Origin of the sequence: Microcella sp., assembly GCF_040286215.1 — a bacterium.
Taxonomy (GTDB): Bacteria; Actinomycetota; Actinomycetes; order Actinomycetales; family Microbacteriaceae; genus Microcella.
In genome coordinates this window covers 39,837-61,101 of sequence record NZ_JAVKCK010000021.1, presented here as the reverse complement: position 1 = coordinate 61,101, position 21,265 = coordinate 39,837, and the positions used below count along the sequence as shown (strand labels likewise).

Annotated in this window: 17 protein-coding genes; 13 read left to right on the top strand and 4 right to left on the bottom strand. The window is 67.8% G+C overall.

Annotated features, from left to right (window positions below; all coding sequences use genetic code 11):
- Positions 1–12: 12 nt before the first annotated feature.
- Positions 13–1,458 (top strand): CHAT domain-containing protein, encoded by a 1,446-nt coding sequence (locus tag RJQ01_RS10215; protein ID WP_350476624.1) that lies wholly within the window; start codon positions 13–15, stop codon positions 1,456–1,458.
- Here the strand turns inward: RJQ01_RS10215 and RJQ01_RS10210 are convergent.
- The gene (locus RJQ01_RS10210) at positions 1,455–2,693 is read right to left on the bottom strand and encodes a hypothetical protein (RefSeq protein ID WP_350476623.1); all 1,239 of its coding nucleotides are present in this window, start codon (positions 2,691–2,693) and stop codon (positions 1,455–1,457) included. The two genes, RJQ01_RS10215 and RJQ01_RS10210, sit on opposite strands and share 4 nt — an antisense overlap.
- 117 nt (positions 2,694–2,810) lie before the next feature.
- Positions 2,811–4,508, bottom strand: coding sequence for a hypothetical protein (locus RJQ01_RS10205; protein ID WP_350476622.1), 1,698 nt, complete (start codon positions 4,506–4,508; stop codon positions 2,811–2,813).
- A 154-nt stretch (positions 4,509–4,662) separates the two neighbouring features.
- Between RJQ01_RS10205 and RJQ01_RS10200 the strand changes: the two genes are divergently transcribed.
- The 12 genes from RJQ01_RS10200 to RJQ01_RS10145 all read left to right on the top strand — a co-directional run bounded on the left by RJQ01_RS10200 (position 4,663) and on the right by RJQ01_RS10145 (position 18,815).
- A complete protein-coding gene (locus tag RJQ01_RS10200; protein WP_350476621.1) occupies positions 4,663–5,691 on the top strand; it encodes a hypothetical protein in 1,029 nt (342 codons plus the stop codon).
- A 145-nt stretch (positions 5,692–5,836) separates the two neighbouring features.
- The gene (locus RJQ01_RS10195) at positions 5,837–6,520 is read left to right on the top strand and encodes a hypothetical protein (protein WP_350476620.1); all 684 of its coding nucleotides are present in this window, start codon (positions 5,837–5,839) and stop codon (positions 6,518–6,520) included.
- A gap of 47 nt (positions 6,521–6,567) precedes the next feature.
- The gene (locus RJQ01_RS10190) at positions 6,568–7,935 is read left to right on the top strand and encodes a hypothetical protein (RefSeq protein ID WP_350476619.1); all 1,368 of its coding nucleotides are present in this window, start codon (positions 6,568–6,570) and stop codon (positions 7,933–7,935) included.
- Positions 7,936–8,205: 270 nt separating this feature from the next.
- On the top strand, positions 8,206–9,378 hold the full coding sequence (locus tag RJQ01_RS10185) for an OmpA family protein (RefSeq protein ID WP_350476618.1): 1,173 nt from the start codon (positions 8,206–8,208) through the stop codon (positions 9,376–9,378).
- Complete coding sequence (locus tag RJQ01_RS10180; protein WP_350476617.1) at positions 9,375–11,561, top strand: type IV secretory system conjugative DNA transfer family protein; 2,187 nt, start codon at positions 9,375–9,377, stop codon at positions 11,559–11,561. The genes RJQ01_RS10185 and RJQ01_RS10180 overlap by 4 nt, the downstream gene beginning before the upstream one ends.
- Positions 11,554–12,168, top strand: a complete 615-nt coding sequence (locus RJQ01_RS10175) for a hypothetical protein (RefSeq protein ID WP_350476616.1) — start codon at positions 11,554–11,556, stop codon at positions 12,166–12,168. The genes RJQ01_RS10180 and RJQ01_RS10175 overlap by 8 nt, the downstream gene beginning before the upstream one ends.
- 653 nt (positions 12,169–12,821) lie before the next feature.
- A complete protein-coding gene (locus tag RJQ01_RS10170) occupies positions 12,822–13,391 on the top strand; it encodes a hypothetical protein (RefSeq protein WP_350476615.1) in 570 nt (189 codons plus the stop codon).
- A gap of 28 nt (positions 13,392–13,419) precedes the next feature.
- Positions 13,420–13,959 (top strand): YaeQ family protein, encoded by a 540-nt coding sequence (locus RJQ01_RS10165; protein ID WP_350476614.1) that lies wholly within the window; start codon positions 13,420–13,422, stop codon positions 13,957–13,959.
- Positions 13,960–14,022: 63 nt separating this feature from the next.
- Positions 14,023–14,415, top strand: coding sequence for a heavy-metal-associated domain-containing protein (locus RJQ01_RS10160; RefSeq protein WP_350476613.1), 393 nt, complete (start codon positions 14,023–14,025; stop codon positions 14,413–14,415).
- 78 nt (positions 14,416–14,493) lie between these two features.
- Entirely contained in the window at positions 14,494–16,719 is a 2,226-nt protein-coding gene (locus RJQ01_RS10155) for a heavy metal translocating P-type ATPase (protein ID WP_350476821.1), read from the top strand.
- A gap of 93 nt (positions 16,720–16,812) precedes the next feature.
- Positions 16,813–17,547, top strand: coding sequence for a TetR/AcrR family transcriptional regulator (locus RJQ01_RS10150; RefSeq protein ID WP_350476612.1), 735 nt, complete (start codon positions 16,813–16,815; stop codon positions 17,545–17,547).
- Positions 17,547–18,815, top strand: a complete 1,269-nt coding sequence (locus RJQ01_RS10145) for a glycosyltransferase (protein WP_350476611.1) — start codon at positions 17,547–17,549, stop codon at positions 18,813–18,815. The genes RJQ01_RS10150 and RJQ01_RS10145 overlap by 1 nt, the downstream gene beginning before the upstream one ends.
- A gap of 133 nt (positions 18,816–18,948) precedes the next feature.
- Here RJQ01_RS10145 and RJQ01_RS10140 read toward each other — a convergent pair whose 3' ends face one another.
- Complete coding sequence (locus RJQ01_RS10140) at positions 18,949–19,404, bottom strand: hypothetical protein (protein WP_350476610.1); 456 nt, start codon at positions 19,402–19,404, stop codon at positions 18,949–18,951.
- 30 nt (positions 19,405–19,434) lie between these two features.
- Positions 19,435–21,264, bottom strand: coding sequence for a GMC family oxidoreductase N-terminal domain-containing protein (locus RJQ01_RS10135; protein ID WP_350476609.1), 1,830 nt, complete (start codon positions 21,262–21,264; stop codon positions 19,435–19,437).
- Between the last annotated feature and the right edge of the window lies 1 nt (position 21,265).

The following is a 21,265-nucleotide window of genomic DNA, read 5'->3' as shown; positions in this document are numbered from 1 at the left end:
CAGACTGGTGATGTGCTCCCACGAGACCCGATCCACATCACCCTCACGGGTGCTGATGTGGGCGATCGGGTGTTCCTCTCGTGGGTGTGGAGCGACGGGATCGTCGGACACGCGGTCGTGCCCCGGGCGCCCCTCGACCGCTCCCTTGAGGCGTTCGAACTCGCGCTGCCCTTTCCGCGCCCCCTCTCGTCATCACGCCCACAACCCGCTGCGCTGAAACGAGATGACCCCGGTGCGGGCCAGGAGTCAGATGGGCACTTTCCGATCCTCGACGCGGAGCTGCGTCGCCACCGCGATCAGCCCACAGAGGTCGCGAAGATCCTCACGGTTCGAGGGTGGGCTGACAGCGCGCTCTGCTCGCACGATGGGGAGCGGGCGCTCAGTGAAGACCTGGCGCGAGTTCTCCTTCCCGACGAGCTCGTTGCGCAGCTCGAGAGGCACGTCGACGACCTGCTCCCCACGCCGGACGGCCCTCCGCCGGTGACCTTGCGCATCCTGCCGCCCGGTTCGTGTGCCCGGGTGCCCTGGGAGCTACTCGTGGTGCCCGCCGATCGCGAGCCCGACCGGCGCCTCCTGGATCTCGTCGATGTCGTCATGCTCGCGCCGATCGTGAGGGATGAGCCTGCTTCGCTCGCACCTCGGCTGCCTGAGCACGGCGAACTCGGGCCCGCCATCCGCATCATCGACCAGGAGCCGCGTCACGTGCTGTCCTCCGAGGACCGCGATCGTTGGGCCGAGCGGGAGAACGCGGACCCGGAGCCGATCACTCGAAGAAGCCTCTCGAGCCGTCTCCGGGCAGCGCCGCGGCCCTCGAGACTGTTGTACGTCGGACACGTCTCGGCGTCAGGGGAGACGGCAGCGGACGCGTCGCTGCATCTCGGCGAGGCGCCGAGGGAGTATGGACTCGCGCCTCTTGCCGCGAGTGGATGTCGTCCCTTCTCGGCGCGAGATCTGCTCGTCGGAACCAGCGGCTACCACCGCCGATTCCCCGACGAAGCGATCCGCCAGAGGGTGTTCGGTGCCGAGGGCCCCGTTGTTCCCGACGCGGCGCGCGTTCCCGAGGGTGGTATCCGGGAGTTGGCGGGCCGGGAACTGTGGCCCATGCCTCCTCACGTTGCGCTCATCGCCTGCCAGAGCGGTCTGGACGTGCGCCACCATGAGCCGTTCGGCCTGGTGTCGGCGTGCCTGGAGCTCGGAGCCGAGACCGTGATCGCGACGCGATGGATGCTCGTGGCGGTTCGGGCACTGCGGATGCTGGGGGCGAGTGCAGCGCTGGACACCCTGGCCCGAGAGATCGACGAGCTGCAGGGCGCTCTCTCAGTGACCCCGAACGCCTTCAGCGTGTGGCAACGTCATCGACTCGCGCGGTGGCGGAAGACGCAGTCGATCGCGGAGAGCCCACTGCTGTGGGCGGCGGTGGGCGTCTTCCAGTCGGCGGAGCTACCGGGCAAGCGCTAGTCGGCGCTCGTCGCGCGTTCGAAGACGAATCGCCCTGAATGCGGCAGCGAGGCGCGTGCCAGTCGGTACTGCTCGAGAGCGCCGCGCACGTCTGCAGCGCTCAGGTGGCGCAGGTCGGGCCGTCCGCTGTGGTCGTGGAGCAACGACCGCACAGCCACATCGGGCCGGGCCGTTCCGGAGACGCGTACGGTCGCGACGAGGTTCTCTCCATCAGCCCGCTCGAACGTGGCCGTGTGCCGTTCGTCATTGAGCACGACGTCGGCGACGAGGACGTCTCGCGGATCAGTGAACGTTGCGCGGACGGTCGGCAGCGTGATCGTCACAACCTGGCTCTCCCCCTCCATAACGACGTCGACCACGCCCGTGGGATCATCACGCCGGTAGTCGAGCGATCGCGGATGCACTGCACGGGGATCGATCCACAGCGGGAACCGCGAGGCTGCGTCGGTCGCATCCGACCGGGCAGCCTCGCCGGGTTTCCTCACGTCCATTGCCGCCAGCACCGCCTCGCGCTCGTGCAGCGAGGCTGACGCGGTCTCGAGCGTCGACCGAAGGCTCATGATGAGCTTGTCGACCTCGGCGCGGAGCTCGTCTTCCACCTGCCCGACCATGGAGTAAGCCCGACGAAGCACCGAGTGAGCGGGGTCGACCGCTGTCGAATCGAGAGCAGCTCTCGCCGACTCGTGCAGGACAGTCGCGACAGGATCCGCACCGAGATCGATAGCACCGCCTCGTCTCGCCACATCCAGCAGGTACGCGGCGAGCTTCTCACGCACTGGGGCCGGCTCCAGGAACGCCGAGGCCAGCCGGAGGTCACCGAGGAGGTCCTCGCACTTCCACGCCAGTTGGCCGAGCTGCGCGTCGATGGTCCACTCGCGATCGGCGGTGATCGGCGCCGTCCACCAGCGGCGAAGCCACGCCAGCTCGAGCAGGCGGGAGGAGTCCGCATAGAGCATCGATGTGCTGTCAGCAACGTCCACACTCGCATCGTGTCCATCGGACATCACGAAATCGGCGATGTCGGGGCCGAACAGCTGCTCGACCCACCAACCGGCCGCGTCGTGATCGTCGATGACGGCGTACAGCTGCCGAGGGTCTCGCACGTCGATCCAGACGGAACCTCCGGGGACGGGGAGGACTTCGCGAAATACGGCGGCGGCCTCGTCGGCGGCGGAACCTTCGGGGCTCCCTCCGATCCAGGTCAGACCGAGTTCATCTCGACTCAACGTCGTCATCACACTCTCACCATCTGTTGTGTCCGTGGGGACCCATTGTCCCCGTCGCATGACAGAGTCCACCAATCCGCGCGCCTACCCTGTCGTCATCCACGGCGTACCGATTGCGGGTGACGTTCACGAGCCGGTCCTCTTCCCCGCCCAGGTGACGCTCCGAACCATGCGCTTCCAGGTCGCCAGCTCCGCGATTCGCTCCTCGTCGACACTCCGTCGAGCGCACCGGGAGACGGCCTCCTCCCATTGAGCCTGGTCTTCGCTCATCGTGGTCGGCAGGGGCTTCGGCAGGTCGTCGAGGATCGCGGCGACCTCCTCGGGCTTGTAGTTCCGCACTCGACTCACGAACCGAGCTTGCGACTCCTCGTCATCCCAGTCCTGGAACACGGCGATCATCGCAGTGAGCTGCTCGGTCGATCCGAAGTCCAGCGCGTCGTCATCGGTCCACTGGGCTTCGTGACCGTCCGTCCCGGGTTTGCCGAGTCGGGTCACTTTGGGCCGGAGAGCTTGTCCGAAGGAATAGGCGACCCCGACGATGAGGTCCCACGCTTCATCGAGATCGTCCACGCGTTGACCGTTGAGCTCGCGACGCCAGAGGTTCCCCCATACCCGTTGAAGCCACAAGCCGTGCACCGGTCGGTGCTGGTCGGTGAGGTAGCTCATGACTCTCTCTGCGCGCGACTCCTCCTCCAGGGCGAGACTCACCGCCCCTGACTTGCGCAGGGCGAACCGAACCGCCATCTGGGCTGAATCGAGATGGGGATCGGGATACGCGGGCTCAATACCTGCCCGCGCGCGATAGGCGAGGATCAGTGTGGCTCTCGATCGAGGGTCTGCGAGACCGTACGGCTGCGCGGACGACGCGATAGCCCGTTCGAGGGCGAGATCAGCAGAAGTCCACAGTGGATCGGGCCGCAACAGTCGCGTGATGCGCGGCACGAGAGGCTGTTGCAGCCGCGGGAGGTCTGAAGCAGATACGGACGAGCGCGAGTCGAGCAGTTGTGGCTGCTCGACCTTGTCCACAGCGGACAGCCCAAGCAGATGCGGCGACCGATACGCGGCCACCTCGTCGTCGAGGGAGACCATGTGCTCCCACGCCTCGCGTGCGCGAGAGCCCGCATCACCTTCTTGGATGGCAGCGTTCCTAGACCCGCGGATCGTGTGCGTTGCACCTGCGGCCACTGTGTCGAGAAGCGCTGTGACCCGCGGCGAGTCGACCGGCGGGCGATTGAGGGGTGCCGCCTCCCACGCCTCGTGTATCAGCCGCTCGTACCGATCTCGACCGCGGCGAGCTTCTGCCCTGATCGAGGCGCTTCTCGCCACCATCGCCACCGGCGAGGCGAGCTTTCGCAGCGCCTGATCGGCGGTGTGCAGGGCAACGTCTGCGTCGGCGAGCGGATTCACAGGGGACGCGCCCAGGCGCTTCACGAGACCCATGAGCGTTCCCGCGATGTCTCGGACTGCCGGAACGGCCGCGCCTTCGTCGCTTGCGTCGGACCTGCTGCGGTGCGCGTCGTACTGGCTACGCAGGATGCGGTACCACTCGCAGTCGCTCTCGATGCGCGCACGGACGCTCTCGAACCACGCCTCGGTCGCCGCTGCGCCCTCGTCGGTCAGGTGACCACTGGCGCGAACCAGCTTCGCTCGGGAATCACGATCGATTGCCGAGCCTGATCGAAGGCTCAGCCACGTCGGGAACAGGTGCTTGCGCACAGCGAGCGGAACACGTCCGTCGACGCGCGGTTCGAAAGGGGTGCCTTCTAGGCGACTCGCGTCGAGAGTTGCCCACAATCCTTTGAGCAGGGAAGCAGCGTTCGCCACAGCGTCGACTCCAGGTTCTTCCGTGCGGGGTACCGGGGCGTGAAGATCTGTCGCTCCTCAAGATATCGTTTCTCCTGTCCGTTGGCGAAGATCAGCGGGCGGTGTATCGATGCGGAGGTATCTCGTGCGAACCCGAGGGGATGAAGGCGTGCCGGTGAACGCAGCAGACATCCTCTTGGACACGGAGAACGTCTTTAAGGGATTCGCCGGGGAGGCGGACGCTCGAGGGGCCCACTCGCTCTTGGAAGGCATGATTCATCTCGTCGAAGAACTCGACTCCGGCGCAGTGCGCCAAGTGCGCTCGTACGGCAAGGGCCCGCGGTGTGTCGAGGCGACTGACCTGGCAGCGGTGCCGAAGAAGTCCCCGAAGGGCGACAAAGGCGTGATCGCCTTCGAGGCAGCGGTGCGGAGCGCCCCCGATCGCTTCGACTTCACCACGGTACTGCCTGATCGATACCTTCCGGGCCCAGCCGAACCGGCCCACGACAGGATCTGGACTGTTGGCTGCAGGGTTCGATGGGGCAAGAACCTGGCGGAGAGAGCGCTTGTGCGCGATGCGCTCACACAGTCGAAATACGGTGTGCCCGCGACCATCACGCTCATCGGTGGTGCAGACAAGAAGGACCTGCTCGACCCGCTTGCGAAGCTCTTGGGTGATCGCCGGGCTATCGTGGTGATCCCGAATGATGCTAGATCTATGCTCTCTCAATTTGAGCCGGGCGGACGATTCGCGATGCTTGCTGACGGAGGCGTCCACACGGCGGCGCAAGTGGCGAGCATCGGCCGAAAGATTCTCGCGACGCGACGCGAGCTTCGCCGGCGTGCTGGGGCGGACAAGCGCAGCGCGAATGGTGAGTCGACGGTTCCCGATGGGGCCGCGGTGGGAGCGGTCCACCCGAACGACGCCGAGATCGCTACGCCGCACGTGAGCAAGGACACGCTCGATCACCTGCGCGTTGTTCGCAGCGTCTTGAGTGACGGAGACATGTCGCGATCAACGTCACGACCGGGCGCGCAGCGGCGTGTGCACCTCATGATCGCTCTGCTCACGAGATCAACTTCGAGCGAACAGCGAGCCATTGAGACCCTTGTTCGCACCTCGCCCCAGTTCGTCCTCCTGCGTCGAGACCTTGACGCGGCCCAGGCAGCTCTCCGGGGCGACCTCGACGACCTCGACGACTGAGGTAGCGAGCGACGGACGCTGGCGACCGCGTCTCACCCAACAACCCACAGGCTGGGCTCCACAAGCCGTCTTCGCTACTCGCGCGGATTGGTGGAGTACCTGACGGACGATATGGCGCCCGCAGGAACTCGAGGAGCACTGCCCGATGAGAACACGACCGACCACCGCCACCCCTCTCGGCACAGCACCGCACGCTGTCGACGTGCTCGTACCCGATGCGCGCGTGAGATTCCCGGAGCACCTGGGGATCGCCCTCCGCGCCGCCTACGACAGCATCGCGGCGCGCACCGTGCCCGACCACGAGCAGACGTACTACCTGCGCGCGCTCGAGCAGCAGTTCCAACAGATCGAGGCTGCGCTGCTGCTGGATGTTGAGCGGTGCGTGGCGACGATGGAACTGCGCCTCGCGGAACTGGCCGACGCTGTCACGGAGGACCCCGTCGAACCGCCCCGGGAGGTCGGCGGCTCACCCGGCGCGGCGCCGAGTGAGCGCGCTGCCTGGGCGCACGGCGTGCGTGCCGTCAAGCGCGCACGTGCGGCCGAGCGCGGCCGGCAGCAGCGTGTCGAGTCGGCTCGGCGCGAGCGTGCAGCACTAGAGGTCGCGCGTCGCGTTCTGCTCGACGAGGCAGCGGCAGCCCGTCTGCTCTGCGAGAAGGCCTTCGCCCTGCGCGCGGCGATCTACACCCGGCGTCGGTTCGGCCTCTTCGGGATGGGCCGTCGCGACCACACCGTGATTCCCGCGTACGCCGCGCTGGGGGCGCCGCTCGCGGCACGACGAGCCCTCACGGGATTGGTGGGGCAACTGACGCCGAACGACAGCACGCGCTGAGTATCAACCTCCACCACACGACTCGATCACGACGGAACGGAACGACCATGACTGACCCCACTCCCTCGCGCAAGCGCACTCCGGCCGACCCAACCGAGACGGACAAGGACTACCGCGACCTGCAGTCCGCGACCATCCCGCCGGAGGAGCCGCTCATTGATACCGGCCACCGGCTGCTCGAAGCGCAGCAGTTCGCCGAGCGCGATGCCGCCTCCGGCGCCTACGACTCGGACGGCGTCGAAGCCGCCGAGGGACCGCTGCCGAGCGAGTGGGTCATCGACGCGCAGACCGAGCTCGACCGGGCGGAGAACGAGAAGCGTCGGCACTCCGCGGCGCGAATCGGTGCCGAGCATGTCATGAAGGCGGAGAATGGTGACTACACCCCGCCGGCAGACGGCGCCTCAGGATCGCTCACCTACACGCGGGAGCGGCTTGACGGTGCGCAGGCGGACCTGCGCCGGGCCCAGCAGGACCACGAGCGCCGACACGCGCAGTTGGGCGACACATCGGCCGTCGTCGCCACGCGACAGACCGCGCCGAAGATCCGCGCTCACTGGTGGCGACGCGTCTGGGTGCCGACACTTGCGGGCGGTCTCCTCGAGCTCGCGGCCACGGCGGGCAACGTGTATGTCTTCATGCGGCTGGGTGACTGGTTCCAGGCCGGTACCGTCGCGCTCAGCGCAGTCTTCGCCCTGACGATCGCCCCGCTCGTCGCCGGACTGGTCCTTGCGGGACTTCGCCACGTGTCGAGCGTGAAGGAGATCGTCGCGCGCGCCATCGCTGCGGCACTCCTCATCGCCGTCTGGATCATCGCGGGCCTCACGCTCGCGGGCATGCGGGTCGAGGCTGATCGGGAGCTCGCGGCCGATCGCTCGAGCGCTACTTCCTCCCTCGACAGCGCAGCGGATCAGCTCGGTCAGGCCGCGGCCGCGGCCGCGACGTCGCCACAGGCGGAAGACTCCACGCTCGAGATTGCCTTCTGGGCGGTCGTGCTGCTCGGCATCGGCGCCGTCCTGCTCGTCAAGGAGGCCATCTTCCACGAGACGGCGCGCCTGGCCGAGCTCGATGACCGCATCGCTCTCTGGCAGTGTGAGGACGCCGCGGCGGGTTGGACGTCTCGCGCTGCCGCGATCCGACACAGGGTCTCGCTTCAGCAACTGGACATCCAGCTCACCGATCGGGTCTACGCGACCGAGTTCGACAAGCTCCTGCTGCGCGGTGAGCGCGCCAAGTCCGAGTACCGAGCGAGTCTCGTCAACGCGTTCGCCGACCCGGAGATGACGACGTCCCTCGAGGACCGCTTCGCGCGGAACCGCGCCGTGCAGTCCGCTCCGAGATTCCAGCCCCACGACGATGTCGAGCTGCCCGAGTGGACTACCGCTGCTGCTGAGCTCAGCGGGGAGGAGGCGTCATGAGGTTTCTCCGCTGGATGATGCGCCGGCAGCAGCCGCTCGCACCCCACGGGTGGTGTGCACACTGCACGCAGCCGCTGGTCATCTGCGAGCGGTGCCGCGGTGCGTGGCGAGGTCGCGTGTGCCCCTGCGGCATCGGGCTCGTCTGCTCCGCGCATCGCGGCTACTGGTCCTGAGCCCCGGCAGCACCGCCCGCATACCGATGCGGGATTGGTGTGCTCATCGAAGGTCGCATCCAGCCGGGTCGGCCCCGCCCCCTGAACAGGAGATGTCATGCTCGCACCCACTTACTGCCCCCGCCCCCGCCGTGCCGGGGTCGCCGCGCTGGTCGCGGCGCTCGCGGCGACCGTGCTCACCGGGTGCATCACCGGCGACGAGGGAGACGAAGTCGCCCTCGTCGCCGGTGTGCGCACTGGATCGCCCGCGATTCCCAGCTCTGCCGTCCGTGGGGCGATGGAACTCATCGATGCCGACCAGGACCGCGTGGTCGTCGTGTCGGTGGAGGGTGCTCCGAGGGTCGTGTTCGACCACCGCATCGAGGGCTTGCCCACGAACACGCTCGACCGCGGGGACGACCTCGAGGCCCTCGGCGTGATCGTCGAGAACGCCGTGCTCGAGGCAGCCTCCCTCACAGAGGAGGCCGACGTCGCGGAGGCGATCGCGCTCGCCGCCGCAGCGCTCGACCCGACCGCGCGGTCCCGAACGGTCGTCGTGCTCGACTCGATGCTCGGGACGGCCGGCGCCCTCTCGATGCTCGGGGGTGCGCTCGACGACGAGGCGGAAGAGAGGGTGCGGGCGCTCGTGGAGGCGGGCGCGGTTCCGGATCTCCGTGGCGTCCGGGTAGAGATCAGCCGCCTGGGGGTCACGGTTGCGCCACAGGATGAGCTCACGGCGTCGACCCGTGAAGGCCTCCGTGCGCAATGGGAGCACTTCCTCCGGACGGCCGGTGCGGAGGTCGTCATCGGCTCTGACTCGCAGTCGGCGCAGGCGTGGGCCCTCGAGTCCCTCCCTCACGTGACACCGGTGCCCGTGACGCGCAGTGAGGCGGTGGCGAGCTGCCGGGCCGAGCTGCCGGACTCCATCATCGCCTTCGGCCCTGACACCGCCGAGTTCGTGGACTCGCGATCGGCCCGCGAGACGATCGCGCAGATCTCCCTCGCGCTGCAGGAGTGCGAAGGAGTCGTCTCGGTGTCCGGTTCGACCGCCTCCGCGGGCAGCGAGCGCTCGTCTCAGCGGCTGTCCGAGCAACGGGCGCGCGTGGTGGCGACACTGCTCGCGGTGGAGCTCGATGTCGATCTCGACTCCATCGAGGTGCGGGGCTACGGAACGACGTGGCCGTGCCGGGTCGATGATCTGGACGCAGCGGGACAGCTGGTCGAGGAGCGCGCCCAGCAGAACCGCGTCGTCGTGATTTCGCGCGGCCTCGACGGCGAGCGGTGCCCGTGAGCGCGATCATCACGGCTCGAGCCGCTCGACCGATTGGTCCGGGCGCGCAGAAGGCGGCGTCCGAAGTGGGTGCGCTCGTGACAGGCATGCTCGAACTCGAACCGAGCGCGAGCCTGGCGCTCGAGATCGGGTCCGACCTCTCGGGCAACGCCCTCCTGCGCTGGTTCGTGGAGGGGAGCGAGTCGCTCGCGCTCGAGATCGCTCAGTTGCTCGAGCGGGTGTTCGACGTGGTCGTGGCGGATGCGGTGGACGCGCCGGAGGGGTGCGGGTCGCAGGACGCGGGGTCGAATGGCCGCATGAGCCGACTCGATCTGGGTCACCGGGCGGCGCGAAGCGGCTTCCGCCTGGAGGGAGACGGCGACCCTGTTGCACACATGGACTCCAGTGTCTGCGCGGCCGTCGTGCTCGGGCTTCAGCCGTGGCTCGCACTGACTCTCGGCCACCCCGGATGTGCGCTGCGCATTCGCCTTCGATCGGTCGAGTTCGAACGGCACCAGGTCAGCTTCGGTCTGGTGCATCCCGAACCGACTCTGCCGCTTCCGCTGCTCGCCCATCTGCGCGCTGCTGCTCGCGATGCTCGCGTCGTAGTGCTCGGGCCAGAACGACCCGGTCTCGCCGACAGGGAGTCGGTGGTCGCTCTCCTCTCGCCGCTCGTGGACCCGGATGGCCGCCTCCCGGGACTGCCCCCGGTGGGCGCTGAACCGCTACCCATCAGTTCTCCTGGCGCTCCTGAATCCACACAGGGTGGAACCTTCATCGGCACGGCTCCGACCACCTCCCGACGGCGCGCGCGCGTCTTGCTCTCCGATGCAGAGCTCACCCGTCATGTCCATATCACGGGCCAGACCGGGTCGGGAAAGAGCAGCCTTCTGGTTCAGCTCCAAAGGTCCTGGGCTGAGGCGGGGCGCGGATTCCTGCTACTCGATCCGCATGGCACCACGTGCCGCTCGGTCATCGCAGCTCTGCCACCACGCCATCGTGAGCGCGTCTGGCTTGTCGAAGCAGGAGACCATGAGAATCCTGTACCCCTCAACCCGTTGCATATCGCCGATCCCGTCCTGCGCGATGTCGCGATTCAGGACCTTGTGCTCGTCTTTCAGCGCCTGTTCGACCCGAACTCGTCCGGAATCGTCGGGCCGAAGTTCGAGCAATGGCTCACCAATGGGCTGCGCGGACTCTATGGCATCCACGGTCTGCGAACGAGCATCCTCGACATTCCCCACCTCTATCGCGATGCACGGGAGCAGAGGCGGGTCGCGTTGAGCGTGACCGATCAGAATCTCGCGGACTTCTGGCGCCGCGAGCTCCCCAGCATTCCGGACTCGGCGCGCGGTGAGATGACGAGCTGGGTGACGAGCAAATTCAGCCGATTCGAGGGAACCGCGGCGATGCGCGCCATACTCGGTGGCGGCGCAGACGCCATCGATCCGCTGCGCGCGATGCAGGAGAAGCGCATCATTCTGATCGATCTCTCGAAGTCTCGGCTCGGGGAGGTCGCCTCCACGCTTCTCGGCTACCTCTACATCACCCGGTTTGCGGCTGCATTCCTGGCGCGAACGGAGACCAGCCCGTACGGCCTCTTCATCGACGAGGCGCAGAACTTCGGAGCGGGTAGCCTGCCCACTCTGTTGGCAGAGGGCCGCAAATTCGGAGCTGCCCTGACTCTCGCGCACCAGCACTTCGGCCAGCTTGATGCCGCGCTCCTGCGGGCACTGGACGGAAACGTCGGCACCTCGATCGCCTTTCGGGCCGGTTCGGCCGACTCCCGGGTCGTAGCGGAGCGCTGGGGTGGCGACATTGACGCGAGGCGGATCTCATCGCTTCCCGTTCTAGAGGCGATCGTCATGCGCTCGGCGCGTCAAGGAGGCGGCGACCGACCGCACACGCTGTTTGTGGACCGGACGCGAGGCGAATCCTCACTGACCACTGCTGCGGCGGCCCGCGCGGTTGAGGATGTTCGGCTCGCCACGCGTCGTGAGCTTGTCGAGCCGTTCCGCGAGCCACGCCCTGCTCCTCGATCTGTGGCGGAACCGACAACTCTCGACCGCCCGACGTCGGTTCTCGACCTCGGTAGTCGTCTGAGCGGCCGCCCGCGCAGTGGCGCCCCCGGATCCACATCCGACCCCGCACAGACGTTCGCTGCCGCGGTCGCCCGCCACTCCAGAGACGCCGACGATGACTGATCGAGCCGCTGATCCGATCTCGAGCGGGGTGCGCCACCACCCGCGCATCCCCGGGAGGGGCCTCCTGGCACTTCTCCCCCTGTGGATCGCGGGCGCAGCCCTCGGATACCTGGGTAGCTCGGCACTCAGCGCCGCGGTGGGATCCCTCGTCGCACCGCTGGGCGCTTCGGCGGCGCAGTACGCCATCCGCGACGATCGAGTGGCTCTCGACGTGCGGCGCATCCTCGCACACCGAGTCGGCACGCTTCACCTCAGCGAGGTGGCGCACGGCACGGTCGGCGTGGCCATTGCTCGAGACAGAACGGCCGTTGCCGTCGGCCTCTCGAGCGTCCGGCCCGAGCACTTGCCCGGAGGACAGCAGGAGATCTGGCTCCTGCTGGGATGCGGCGACGACGTGGAGAGCCTAGGGTCCCTGCCGGAGCGATTCTACCGAGGCGCATTTCCTCAAGGGTGGGAGAACGCTCTTGTCATCACGGTGCCCGAACGCTGCCACAGCCTCATCATCGCCGTGACTGATGCTCGAGGCGAACTGGATTCATACGGCATCGTGCCGGTGCGGTCGACGCCGAAACCCGGCGGAGAGCTCGCCCGCGGGCAGAGACCGTGAGTGAGCAACCCGAAGTCGAGGTTCTCGCCGACATCTTCGAGTACTGGTTCTCGAAATGCTCGTCGTGGCGACCCATGGTGGGGGAACAACTCATGTGCCTGCTCTGCAGGGAGTCGCTGTTCGGTGAGGTCTCGGGGCTGCGAGGACTCGCTCCCCACAGCATTCTTCACGAACTGTGCACGCAGCTTGAAGGCGCGACGTCTCTGGTCGCGCGCGAACTGTGGCTCGCGTGCGAGAGGTGCACAGCGGGCGAGCGGGAGTCCGCTGCGTGCACACACGACCTGCAGGCGCATGTCCTCGTTCTCGACCAGGTCGGGCGGTGCAGCGTCGAACTCACGACTGAGGTGGAGATGCTCTCGAGAGCGCGGAGCTCCTGGGAGAGGGAATACTGCGTGCGGCGGCTCGACGAGTGGCTCGGGCAGTCGCTCGGGTGGCGACCATCTGAGCGCATGATCTCGATTCCGGGATGTACCCGCTGCGCTGACCACCCACTACGCGGGGAGGCGACTGTTCGCCGACTCCCGCATGATCTTCGCCACTCATTGTTCGAGCTCCTCGACGACGTCGAGGACGAGTTCGCCGAGCCTGTCGCGGTGAGAGGGCGCGAGAGAGTCGTGGAGAGAGGCTCGGAGAGCGGCTCGTGGACTCGGGGGATGCTGCTGAGCCTTGTCGTCGAGGGGGCTCTGGGCATCAGTGCGCTCATTGAGACGGTCGTGGATGAGCCGCGCGCCCGCTGGATCGTCGAGCACAGGTCGCTCACGGTCGTCGACGTGGCGAGGGAGGATGCGATCGCTCGGGCGCGTCCCGTCTGGGAGGGACGGTTGGCCACTCGATTCGACGACCTTGTCGCACAATCCGGTGAGCTCGCCTCGTGGCGCCGCGGTGAGCAGACTGAGCATGTCTACCGTTCGCCCTACACGCTCGCGGCGTGCCCCGACATGCACTGGCCCAGCTGGCTACTCACGGAGATTCTTGCTGTCGCTACGGATCTACGGAGTGACCAATACATGGCGACCAGGGATTCGAGCAGCGATAGCCCGGGACGGGCGATGGCCGACTTTGACGCATGGTTGTTCGAGCGCATCAAGGTTCTCCCACTCCTCGAGCATCGAGTTGCGCGAGAGGTGCAGGCCCGGCACGGTGAAAACCTGCGTCGGTCGTTGGGGCTGAGGATGCTCTCGGAGTTCGAATCCACCATCTTCGATTCGCCTCGACCCTGCTGAGATGCTCGTGCCCGTAGGCTCGGGCCTCATGGCAGCCGGCGCAGTGGTCCACACGTTCACGGGATCGCTCGCGGATGTTGATCGGGGCGTCTACGAGGATCTCGCACTGCGCGTCGCGCGCCATCCCTCTGAGACCGAGGCTTACATGGTGACGCGCGTGCTCGCCTACTGCCTCGAGCACGAGCAGGGCATCGCCTTCAGCGAGGGGCTGTCGTCGACGGAGGAGCCGGCCGTCGTCGTGCGCGACCGCACGGGCCGGCTCACGGCGTGGATCGAGGTGGGCGCTCCGGACGCGGCACGGCTGCACCACGGCAGCAAGCTCGCCGAGCGCACCGTCGTTTACACGCACCGTGATCCGGTCAAGGTCATGGCGCCGTGGGCGGGCAAGAGGATCCACGAGGCTTCAGCGATCGTGCTGCACAGCTTCGATGCGGGATTCATCGATGGCGCGGTGGCGGCGCTCGAGCGGCGCAATGCGGTTACCGTGTCGGTGACGGAGCGGCAGCTGTACCTCGAGCTCAACGGCGTCACGCTCAGCTCGGCCGTGCACGACTGCTCTCTTGCCTAGCGCTCGCCTTACTTGGAACAACCCCTCTTGAGTACCCCTAGGGGGTATGCGAAAATGGGGTGTATGGACACCACCGGCATGCCCCAGAACTCCCTCAACCTTCTCGGCGACCAGAGCGCCGCCGGCGGATGCTGCGGCGGCGGCGCCTGCATGTGCGGGCACGGCGGCAGCGATGCGAGCGCCGCGACCGCGAGCACGAGCGCCTCTGCCGAGGCCGGTATGGCGAACGGCGGTGCGCCCGGCTCCCTCGCTGTCGAGTACCTCGTGACCGGCATGACGTGCGGCCACTGCGTCTCCTCCGTCAAGGAGGAGGTCGGCGCGATCGACGGCGTCGACGCGGTCGAGGTCGTGCTCAAGAAGGACGGCGCCTCCCGCGTGACCGTGCGGTCCAGCACCTCGATCAGCCCCGAGAAGGTGCGCGCGGCGGTCGACGAGGCCGGCTACGCGCTGCTGTAGAGCGTGAGCACCACGGATGCTCGGCCCGCTCAGGGCGCCGAAACCGAGCCCACCGGCCTGCAGCTCGACCTGACGGGCATGACGTGCGCCTCGTGCGCCAACCGCATCGAGCGCAGCCTCAACAAAGTGCCCGGCGTCGAGGCCACGGTCAACTACGCGACCGAGAAGGCGAGCGTGCGCGCGGCCGCGGGAGCGGAGGGGCGGCTCGATGCCGACGCGCTCATCGCGGCGGTCGAGAAGGCCGGGTACTCGGCGACGCTCGTCGTGCCGCGCGAGGCGAGCGCAGCATCCGGTGATCGTGAAGGGCTCGGCGCCCGGCACAGCGCGACCGATGAGCTCGGCGCGCTGCGACAGCGGCTCATCATCTCGACCGTGCTGACGGTGCCTGTGCTCGTACTGTCGATGATTCCCGCGCTGCAGTTCACGAACTGGCAGTGGCTCGCGCTCGCCCTCGCGTCGCCCGTGGCCGTGTGGGGCGCGTGGCCGTTCCACCGCGTCGCCTCGCACAACGCGCGGCGCTTCATCGCGAGCATGGACACGCTCATCTCGGTCGGCGTGACCGCCGCCTTTCTGTGGAGCCTCTACGCGCTCTTCTTCGGCGAGGCCGGCATGCCCGGCATGACCATGCAGCTGCAGCTTCTCGGCACCCCCGAGGCCGGCGCCCACGAGATCTACCTCGAGGTCGCTGCCGCCGTCACCGTCTTCATCCTGCTCGGGCGGTACCTCGAAGCGCGCGCCAAGCGCTCCTCGCGCGAAGCCCTCGACGCGCTGCTCGACCTCGCCGCGCGCGAGGCGACCGTTCTGCGCGACGGCGTCGAGGTGCGCGTGCCCGTTGACGCGCTCCAGGTCGGCGACCGCTTCGTCGTGCGCCCCGGCGAGACCATCGCGACCGACGGACTCGTCATCGAGGGCGCCTCGAGCGTCGACCAGTCGCTGCTCACCGGCGAGTCGGTGCCCGTCGACGTGGCCGTCGATGATCGCGTCGTCGGCGGCACCCTCGCCGTGGACGGCCGACTCGTCGTCGAGGCCACCCGCATCGGGGCCGACACCGAGCTGGCGCGCCTCGCGCGACTCGTGGAGGAGGCGCAGACCGGCAAGGCCGAGGTGCAGCGGCTCGCCGACCGGGTCTCAGGCGTCTTCGTGCCGATCGTCGTCGTGCTCGCGCTCGTCACGCTCCTCGCGTGGATCGTGTTCGCCGACTCGGTCGAGATCGGCTTCACGGCGGCGGTCGCGACGCTCATCATCGCGTGCCCGTGCGCGCTCGGCCTCGCGACGCCGACGGCGCTGCTCGTCGGCACGGGGCGCGGCTCGCAGCTGGGCATCCTCATTCGGGGCCCGCAGGTGCTCGAGCGCACCCGCCGCATCGACACCATTGTGCTCGACAAGACCGGCACCGTCACGACGGGACACATGGCGGTGCGCTCGGTCACAGCGGTGGGCGGCATCGACCGCGACAGGATGCTCGCGCTCGCCGCCTCCGCCGAGGACGGCTCAGAGCATCCGCTTGCCAGGGCGGTCGTCGAGCACGCGCGGACGTCGCGGCTCGCGCTGCTGCCCGCCGAGAGCTTCGAGGCGCACGCGGGAGCGGGTGTCACGGCGGTCGTCGACGGGCACGCGCTCGCGATCGGGCGGGCAGCGTGGCTCGCCGAGTCGTGGGCGATCGACGCGGAAACCAGCCCGATCGCTGCGTACGAAGCTGAGGGTGCCACGCCCATCGTCGTGGCGATCGACGGCTCCGCGGCCGGCATCATCGTGCTCGCCGACACCCTCAAGCCGACGTCGGTGCTCGCGCTCGAGCGGCTTCGCGCGCTCGGGTTGGACCCCGTTCTGCTCACCGGAGACAACGCGGGGGCAGCGTCGGCCGTGGCAGCGCAGCTCGGCATCGACGATGTGCGTGCCGGGGTCACGCCCGCGGGCAAGCTCGACGTCATTCGGCAGCTTCAGGCCGAGGGGCACGTCGTCGCCATGGTCGGTGACGGGGTGAACGATGCGGCGGCGCTCGCCGCAGCCGATCTCGGCATCGCGATGGGGGGTGGCACCGACGCGGCCATGGCGGCTTCCGACCTCACGGTCGTGAGCGGCGACCTGCTCGTCGTCGTCGACGCCATCCGGCTCGCGCGGCGCACGCTGCGCACCATCATCGGCAACCTGTTCTGGGCGTTCGGCTACAACGTCGCCGCGATCCCGATCGCCATGCTCGGGTTGCTCAACCCGCTGCTCGCCGGGCTCGCTATGGCGTTCTCGAGCGTGTTCGTCGTGACGAACTCGCTGCGCCTGCGCGCCTTCCGGCCGCAACCGCGGTAGGCCTCAGAACCGAAGGGCTCGGTACGCGTCCTGAACGGGACGGTGCACGGCAGGCATGGATAATTGCGTACTGCATACGCTATTCTTGGTGGCGTGACAGACCGAGCCCACCCGACCAGCACAACCGACCAAGGGCTCGCGCTTGCCCGCCTCTGGGCGGGCCCTGTGGGCGTGAGGCGCGGCCCCGTACCCAAGATCTCCCTCGACAGGATCGTCGACGCTGCAGTCGGCATCGCGCGCTCGGAGGGGTTGCCCAGGGTAACCGTCAGCAGCGTGGCCGACGAGGTCGGTTGCGCGAAGATGGCGCTGTATCGACACATCAGCAACCGTGGCGACTTGCTCGCGGCGATGATCGATCGGGCGCTGGGTCCCGCACCGCGGCTTGACGGAACGGAGCAGGAGAACGTCATCGTTCTGTGGGACTCGTTGCTAGAGGTCTACGAACGCGACCCGTGGCTCCTCGCGCTGCCTGCCGAGACGAATGCCCTGACACCCCACAATCTCGAGTGGATCGACGCTGCGCTGGGGGTCTTGGAGGGGTGCGGAGTACCGAGGCACGAGCGCCTGGAGATGGTTCTGCTCATCACCGAGAACGCCCGGTTCGCCGCTCGACGCCACCACAGTTCCCGTGGTACGACCAGCGATCTCGACGCTCTGATGGCGTCTGCCGCTGAGGCGAGTCCACGCCTACCCGCCGAGCGCTTCCCCCACCTGGCAGCGCAGGTCGAATCGGGCTCAGGCACGAGCCCGCGCCATCATGATTGGCGTGCATTGGCGCGTGATCATGTGGTGCGATCGCTCGCCGCCTACGACACGGGACGTGCATAGTGGAGAGAGACGACAAGCCACTCCGAGTCCTCTTCGCCCCGGAGACATTCAATCTCGGCGAAACCTCCCGGGCCGTTGAAGTGGCTCGTGCCGTGCGCGACGCGGGCCACGAGACGCTCTTCATGGGGTACTCGAGACTGTTCGCTTCCTACATCGACGAAGCGGGATTCCGGCTTGAGCTCGTGAATCCTGAGTTGAGTGATGGCGAAGCCGCCATGATGATCGCCGTCGACCAGGGTCGAGGGTTCCGGCATCCCTTCACCCTCAGCATGGTTCGTCAGAGAGTCGCCAGCGAAAGGGCGCTCATTGCCCGGTGGAAGCCCGATGCGATCGTGATCGGCACCACCCTGACGCTCTTCATCTCAGCGCGAGCAGAGGGCGTCCCGCTGGTCTATGTGCGTCCGTACGCGATGAGCCGTGGGCACCTCGCAGAGATGACCTCGTACCCGGTCTCCTCGGGTACCGGGCTGCCTGCAAGGGCGCTGAATCGGATGGCCGGTTGGTCCCTTCGGCACGTGGCGCGAGCGCTTCGCTGGATACCGAGATCCTTTCGACGGGTTGCGCTGGAGAACGGGGTGCGCTTGCCAGCACGCACTGTCGAGGCCATCGACGCTGACCTGAATCTCATTGCATCGCTGTTCCCCTACCTCGACCAGCGACGCTCCGCAGCCGGGGAGGAGGCCGTCGGGCCGGTGTATGCGCACGGTGACGGAGAGCTTCCTCAACAGGTGCTGAACCTGGCTGATCGGCGCCGGCCAGCGGTCTATGTCGGTCTGGGGTCGTCGGGGAGCAGAGAACTGGCGCTCTCGATTCTGGGGGAGCTCGGCTCGCTCGATATCGATGTCATCTCGAGCGTGGGCCGGTTTCTGACCGAACACGACCGTGCACTGCTTCCTGCCAATGCTCAAGTCTTTGACTACCTCCCCGCCCATCGTCTCGCAGGACTCATCGACGCCAGCGTGATTCACGGCGGCGAGGGAACCGTGCAGACAGCGTGCGCGTCGGGGGCTCCCTTTGCGGGAATCGGCCTTCAAGCCGAGCAACGGTTCAACATTGACGAATGTGTGCAGTACGGCAACGCCCTGCGATTCACCGCCCGGGATCTCAGACGCGGGCGGCTGCCGGCGATTGTCGCACGGTTGCTCAGCGATGCTGCACTGCGCGGGTCGGCACACCGCCTTCAGGAAGCAATGGTTCCCCTCGGCGCGTCGAACAGCGCCAGATCGGTCATCGCGTTCGCCCGCGAAGGCGGGGCACGGGCAGAGTGACGGGCAGGCGCAACTCGCCCATCGCGCCGACCGGCACCACGGGCGACGCCGGGGTCACCGGCGGCACCGGTTCGTAGGTCGATCCGAACGCGGGGCGGGCATCCGACTCGCCGCGATTCGGAGGAGAGCTGGGTCAGCTTGGCGCGGGCTTGTCCAAAACGGCCGCCGTCGCGGCAAGAAACCCCCTGCCCGTCGAGCGTGCGCCGAACGTTCGAAACAGTGCGCCCAAGACCCCGCTTGCGTGGCGGTCACTGATCTGCAGGTGGTACATCACCTGATCGTCCTGCGTCGTGAATGTCTCCCGAAAAAGTGCGGTTGCCGTTGTGGCGTTGCCGGCTTCGTAGTTCTCTGTGAATTCAACGACGATGGCGTCGGTGTCAGTGTGCACAGAGATGCCGGTGCGAGTCATGAGACCTTCGTTGGTGCGAACGGTCACGGTGGTGTCATCACTCTCGACGAGCTCAGCGGAAGTGATTCCCGGCATGTGGGAGACGACGGCCTGGGTGTGCTCTCCCTGACTCTGGAGGGACGCGGCTACGTCCCTGAGCGTGCAATCAAGTAAACGGGATCCTGCGAACCAGGGCCTCATTTACGCATTCTATCACGAGCGGCGGATGCCTCACTTAGGAGCCCCCACGCCCGCTCGCACGCGGGGCAGGCCCAACGACACCGGCAGGCGCAACTCGCCCATCGCCCCGACCGGCACCACGGGCGAGGCAGGGGTGACCGGCGGCACGGGCACGTAGGCGGCACCGAGCGCAGGTCGGGCATCCGGCTCGCCGCGATTCGGCCACAGCGCGAAGGCGCGTTCCGCCTGCGCGGTGATCGTGAGAGAGGGGTTGACGCCCAGGTTCGCCGAGATCGCCGCACCGTCGACGACGTGCAGACCCTCGTGCCCGTAGAGACGGTGGTACGCATCGACGACGCCCGTCTCGGCCGAATCGCCAATAGGGCAGCCGCCGAGGAAGTGCGCTGTCATGGGAATGTCGAAGACCTCGCTGATGCCCGATTGCGCGAATCCGTTCATGTGCTTCGCCATGCTCGCGTAGGCCTCATTGGCCTCCGGGATGTAGGTGGGGTTCGGCTGGCCGTGGCCCTGGCTCGAGCGCAGGCGAAACCCACCGAACGGCCCCCGCCCCGCACGCACGGTGAGCGAGTTGTCGCGATTCTGCATCACCAGCCCGACAATCGTGCGCTCGCTCCAACTGCCGAGACCGACCACCATCGAGGCGACGCGGCCAGGATGGCGCAGTAGTTGGCCGATCCACAGCAGCCACCGAGGTGCACGACGACCGCCGGGCACGGCGAGCGTGGCGAGCAGGGCGAGCGCGTTCGATCCGTGGCCGTAGCGAACCGGTTCCACGTGCGTATGGTCGTTGGGATGAATCGAAGAGCTGATCGCGACGCCCCTCGTGTAGTCGACGCCGCGACTGTGGCGCAGGGCGGTGGATGCTCCGCCGAGGGCCTCGGAATTCGTTCGAGTCAGCTCGCCCAACCGCTCAGAGATTCCCGGCAGACGCCCCTCTGCCTTCATGCGGTGCAGCAACTGCTGCGTGCCCCACGCACCCGCCGCGACCACGACCTGGTCGGCCGTCCACGTTCGCTCGGTGCGGCGGCCCTTCCCCGTCGCGCGCGTGGTGACCCGAAACCCCCCGCCTTCCGGGCCAGATCTGACGCGAAGGGGCGATCCGTCGCGGCGAGAGCGCCCTTCTGCGTCAGATCTGGCACGGGGGAGGGGCTCGACGCGCGTGACCGTCGTCAGGGGGAAGACCTGAGCGCCCGCTGACTCGGCGAGGTGGAGGTAGTTCTTCACGAGCGTGTTCTTGGCGTTGTGGCGGCATCCCGTCATGCACTCGCCGCACTCGGTGCAGCCGCGCCGCGCGGGGCCGACTCCGCCGAAGTACGGGTCGGGCGCGTCGACACCGGGCCCGTCGCCGAAGAAGACACCGACAGGCGTCAGGCGGAAGGTGACGGAGACACCGAGGTCGGCGGCGACCTTCTGCATGACCTCATCAGCGGGGGTGATGGTCGGGTTGGTCGTCACCCCGAGCATGCGCGAGGCCTGGTCGTAGTAGGGGTCGAGCTCGGCGCGCCAGTCTGCGATGTGCGCCCACTGCGGGTCGCGGTAGAAGGCGTCGCTCGCGGGCCGGTAGAGCGTGTTGGCATAGACGAGCGAGCCGCCGCCGACGCCCGCCCCGGCGAGAATCATGACGTCATCGAGAAGGTGGATGCGCTGAATGCCGAGCAGCCCGAGAGCGGGCGCCCAGAAGAACCTTTTCAGATTCCAGGAGTTCTTCGCGAACTCGTCGTCGGCGAAGCGGCGCCCCGCTTCGAGCACTGCCACCGAGTAGCCTTTCTCGACCAGGCGCAGTGCGGCAACAGAGCCGCCGAAGCCTGAACCGACGATGACCACGTCCACATGGCGCTCCTGCTTGGGCTCGGCCGTCATG

Excerpts from the sequence above, each read along its gene's own strand:
- RJQ01_RS10210 (WP_350476623.1), bottom strand. The coding sequence starts at position 2,693 with ATGACGACGTTGAGTCGAGATGAACTCGGTCTGACCTGGATCGGAGGG.
- RJQ01_RS10195 (WP_350476620.1), top strand. The coding sequence starts at position 5,837 with ATGAGAACACGACCGACCACCGCCACCCCTCTCGGCACAGCACCGCAC.
- RJQ01_RS10190 (WP_350476619.1), top strand. The coding sequence starts at position 6,568 with ATGACTGACCCCACTCCCTCGCGCAAGCGCACTCCGGCCGACCCAACC.
- RJQ01_RS10185 (WP_350476618.1), top strand. The coding sequence starts at position 8,206 with ATGCTCGCACCCACTTACTGCCCCCGCCCCCGCCGTGCCGGGGTCGCC.
- RJQ01_RS10175 (WP_350476616.1), top strand. The coding sequence starts at position 11,554 with ATGACTGATCGAGCCGCTGATCCGATCTCGAGCGGGGTGCGCCACCAC.
- RJQ01_RS10170 (WP_350476615.1), top strand. The coding sequence starts at position 12,822 with ATGCTGCTGAGCCTTGTCGTCGAGGGGGCTCTGGGCATCAGTGCGCTC.
- RJQ01_RS10165 (WP_350476614.1), top strand. The coding sequence starts at position 13,420 with ATGGCAGCCGGCGCAGTGGTCCACACGTTCACGGGATCGCTCGCGGAT.
- RJQ01_RS10160 (WP_350476613.1), top strand. The coding sequence starts at position 14,023 with ATGGACACCACCGGCATGCCCCAGAACTCCCTCAACCTTCTCGGCGAC.
- RJQ01_RS10155 (WP_350476821.1), top strand. The coding sequence starts at position 14,494 with ATGACGTGCGCCTCGTGCGCCAACCGCATCGAGCGCAGCCTCAACAAA.
- RJQ01_RS10140 (WP_350476610.1), bottom strand. The coding sequence starts at position 19,404 with ATGAGGCCCTGGTTCGCAGGATCCCGTTTACTTGATTGCACGCTCAGG.
- RJQ01_RS10135 (WP_350476609.1), bottom strand. The coding sequence starts at position 21,264 with ATGACGGCCGAGCCCAAGCAGGAGCGCCATGTGGACGTGGTCATCGTC.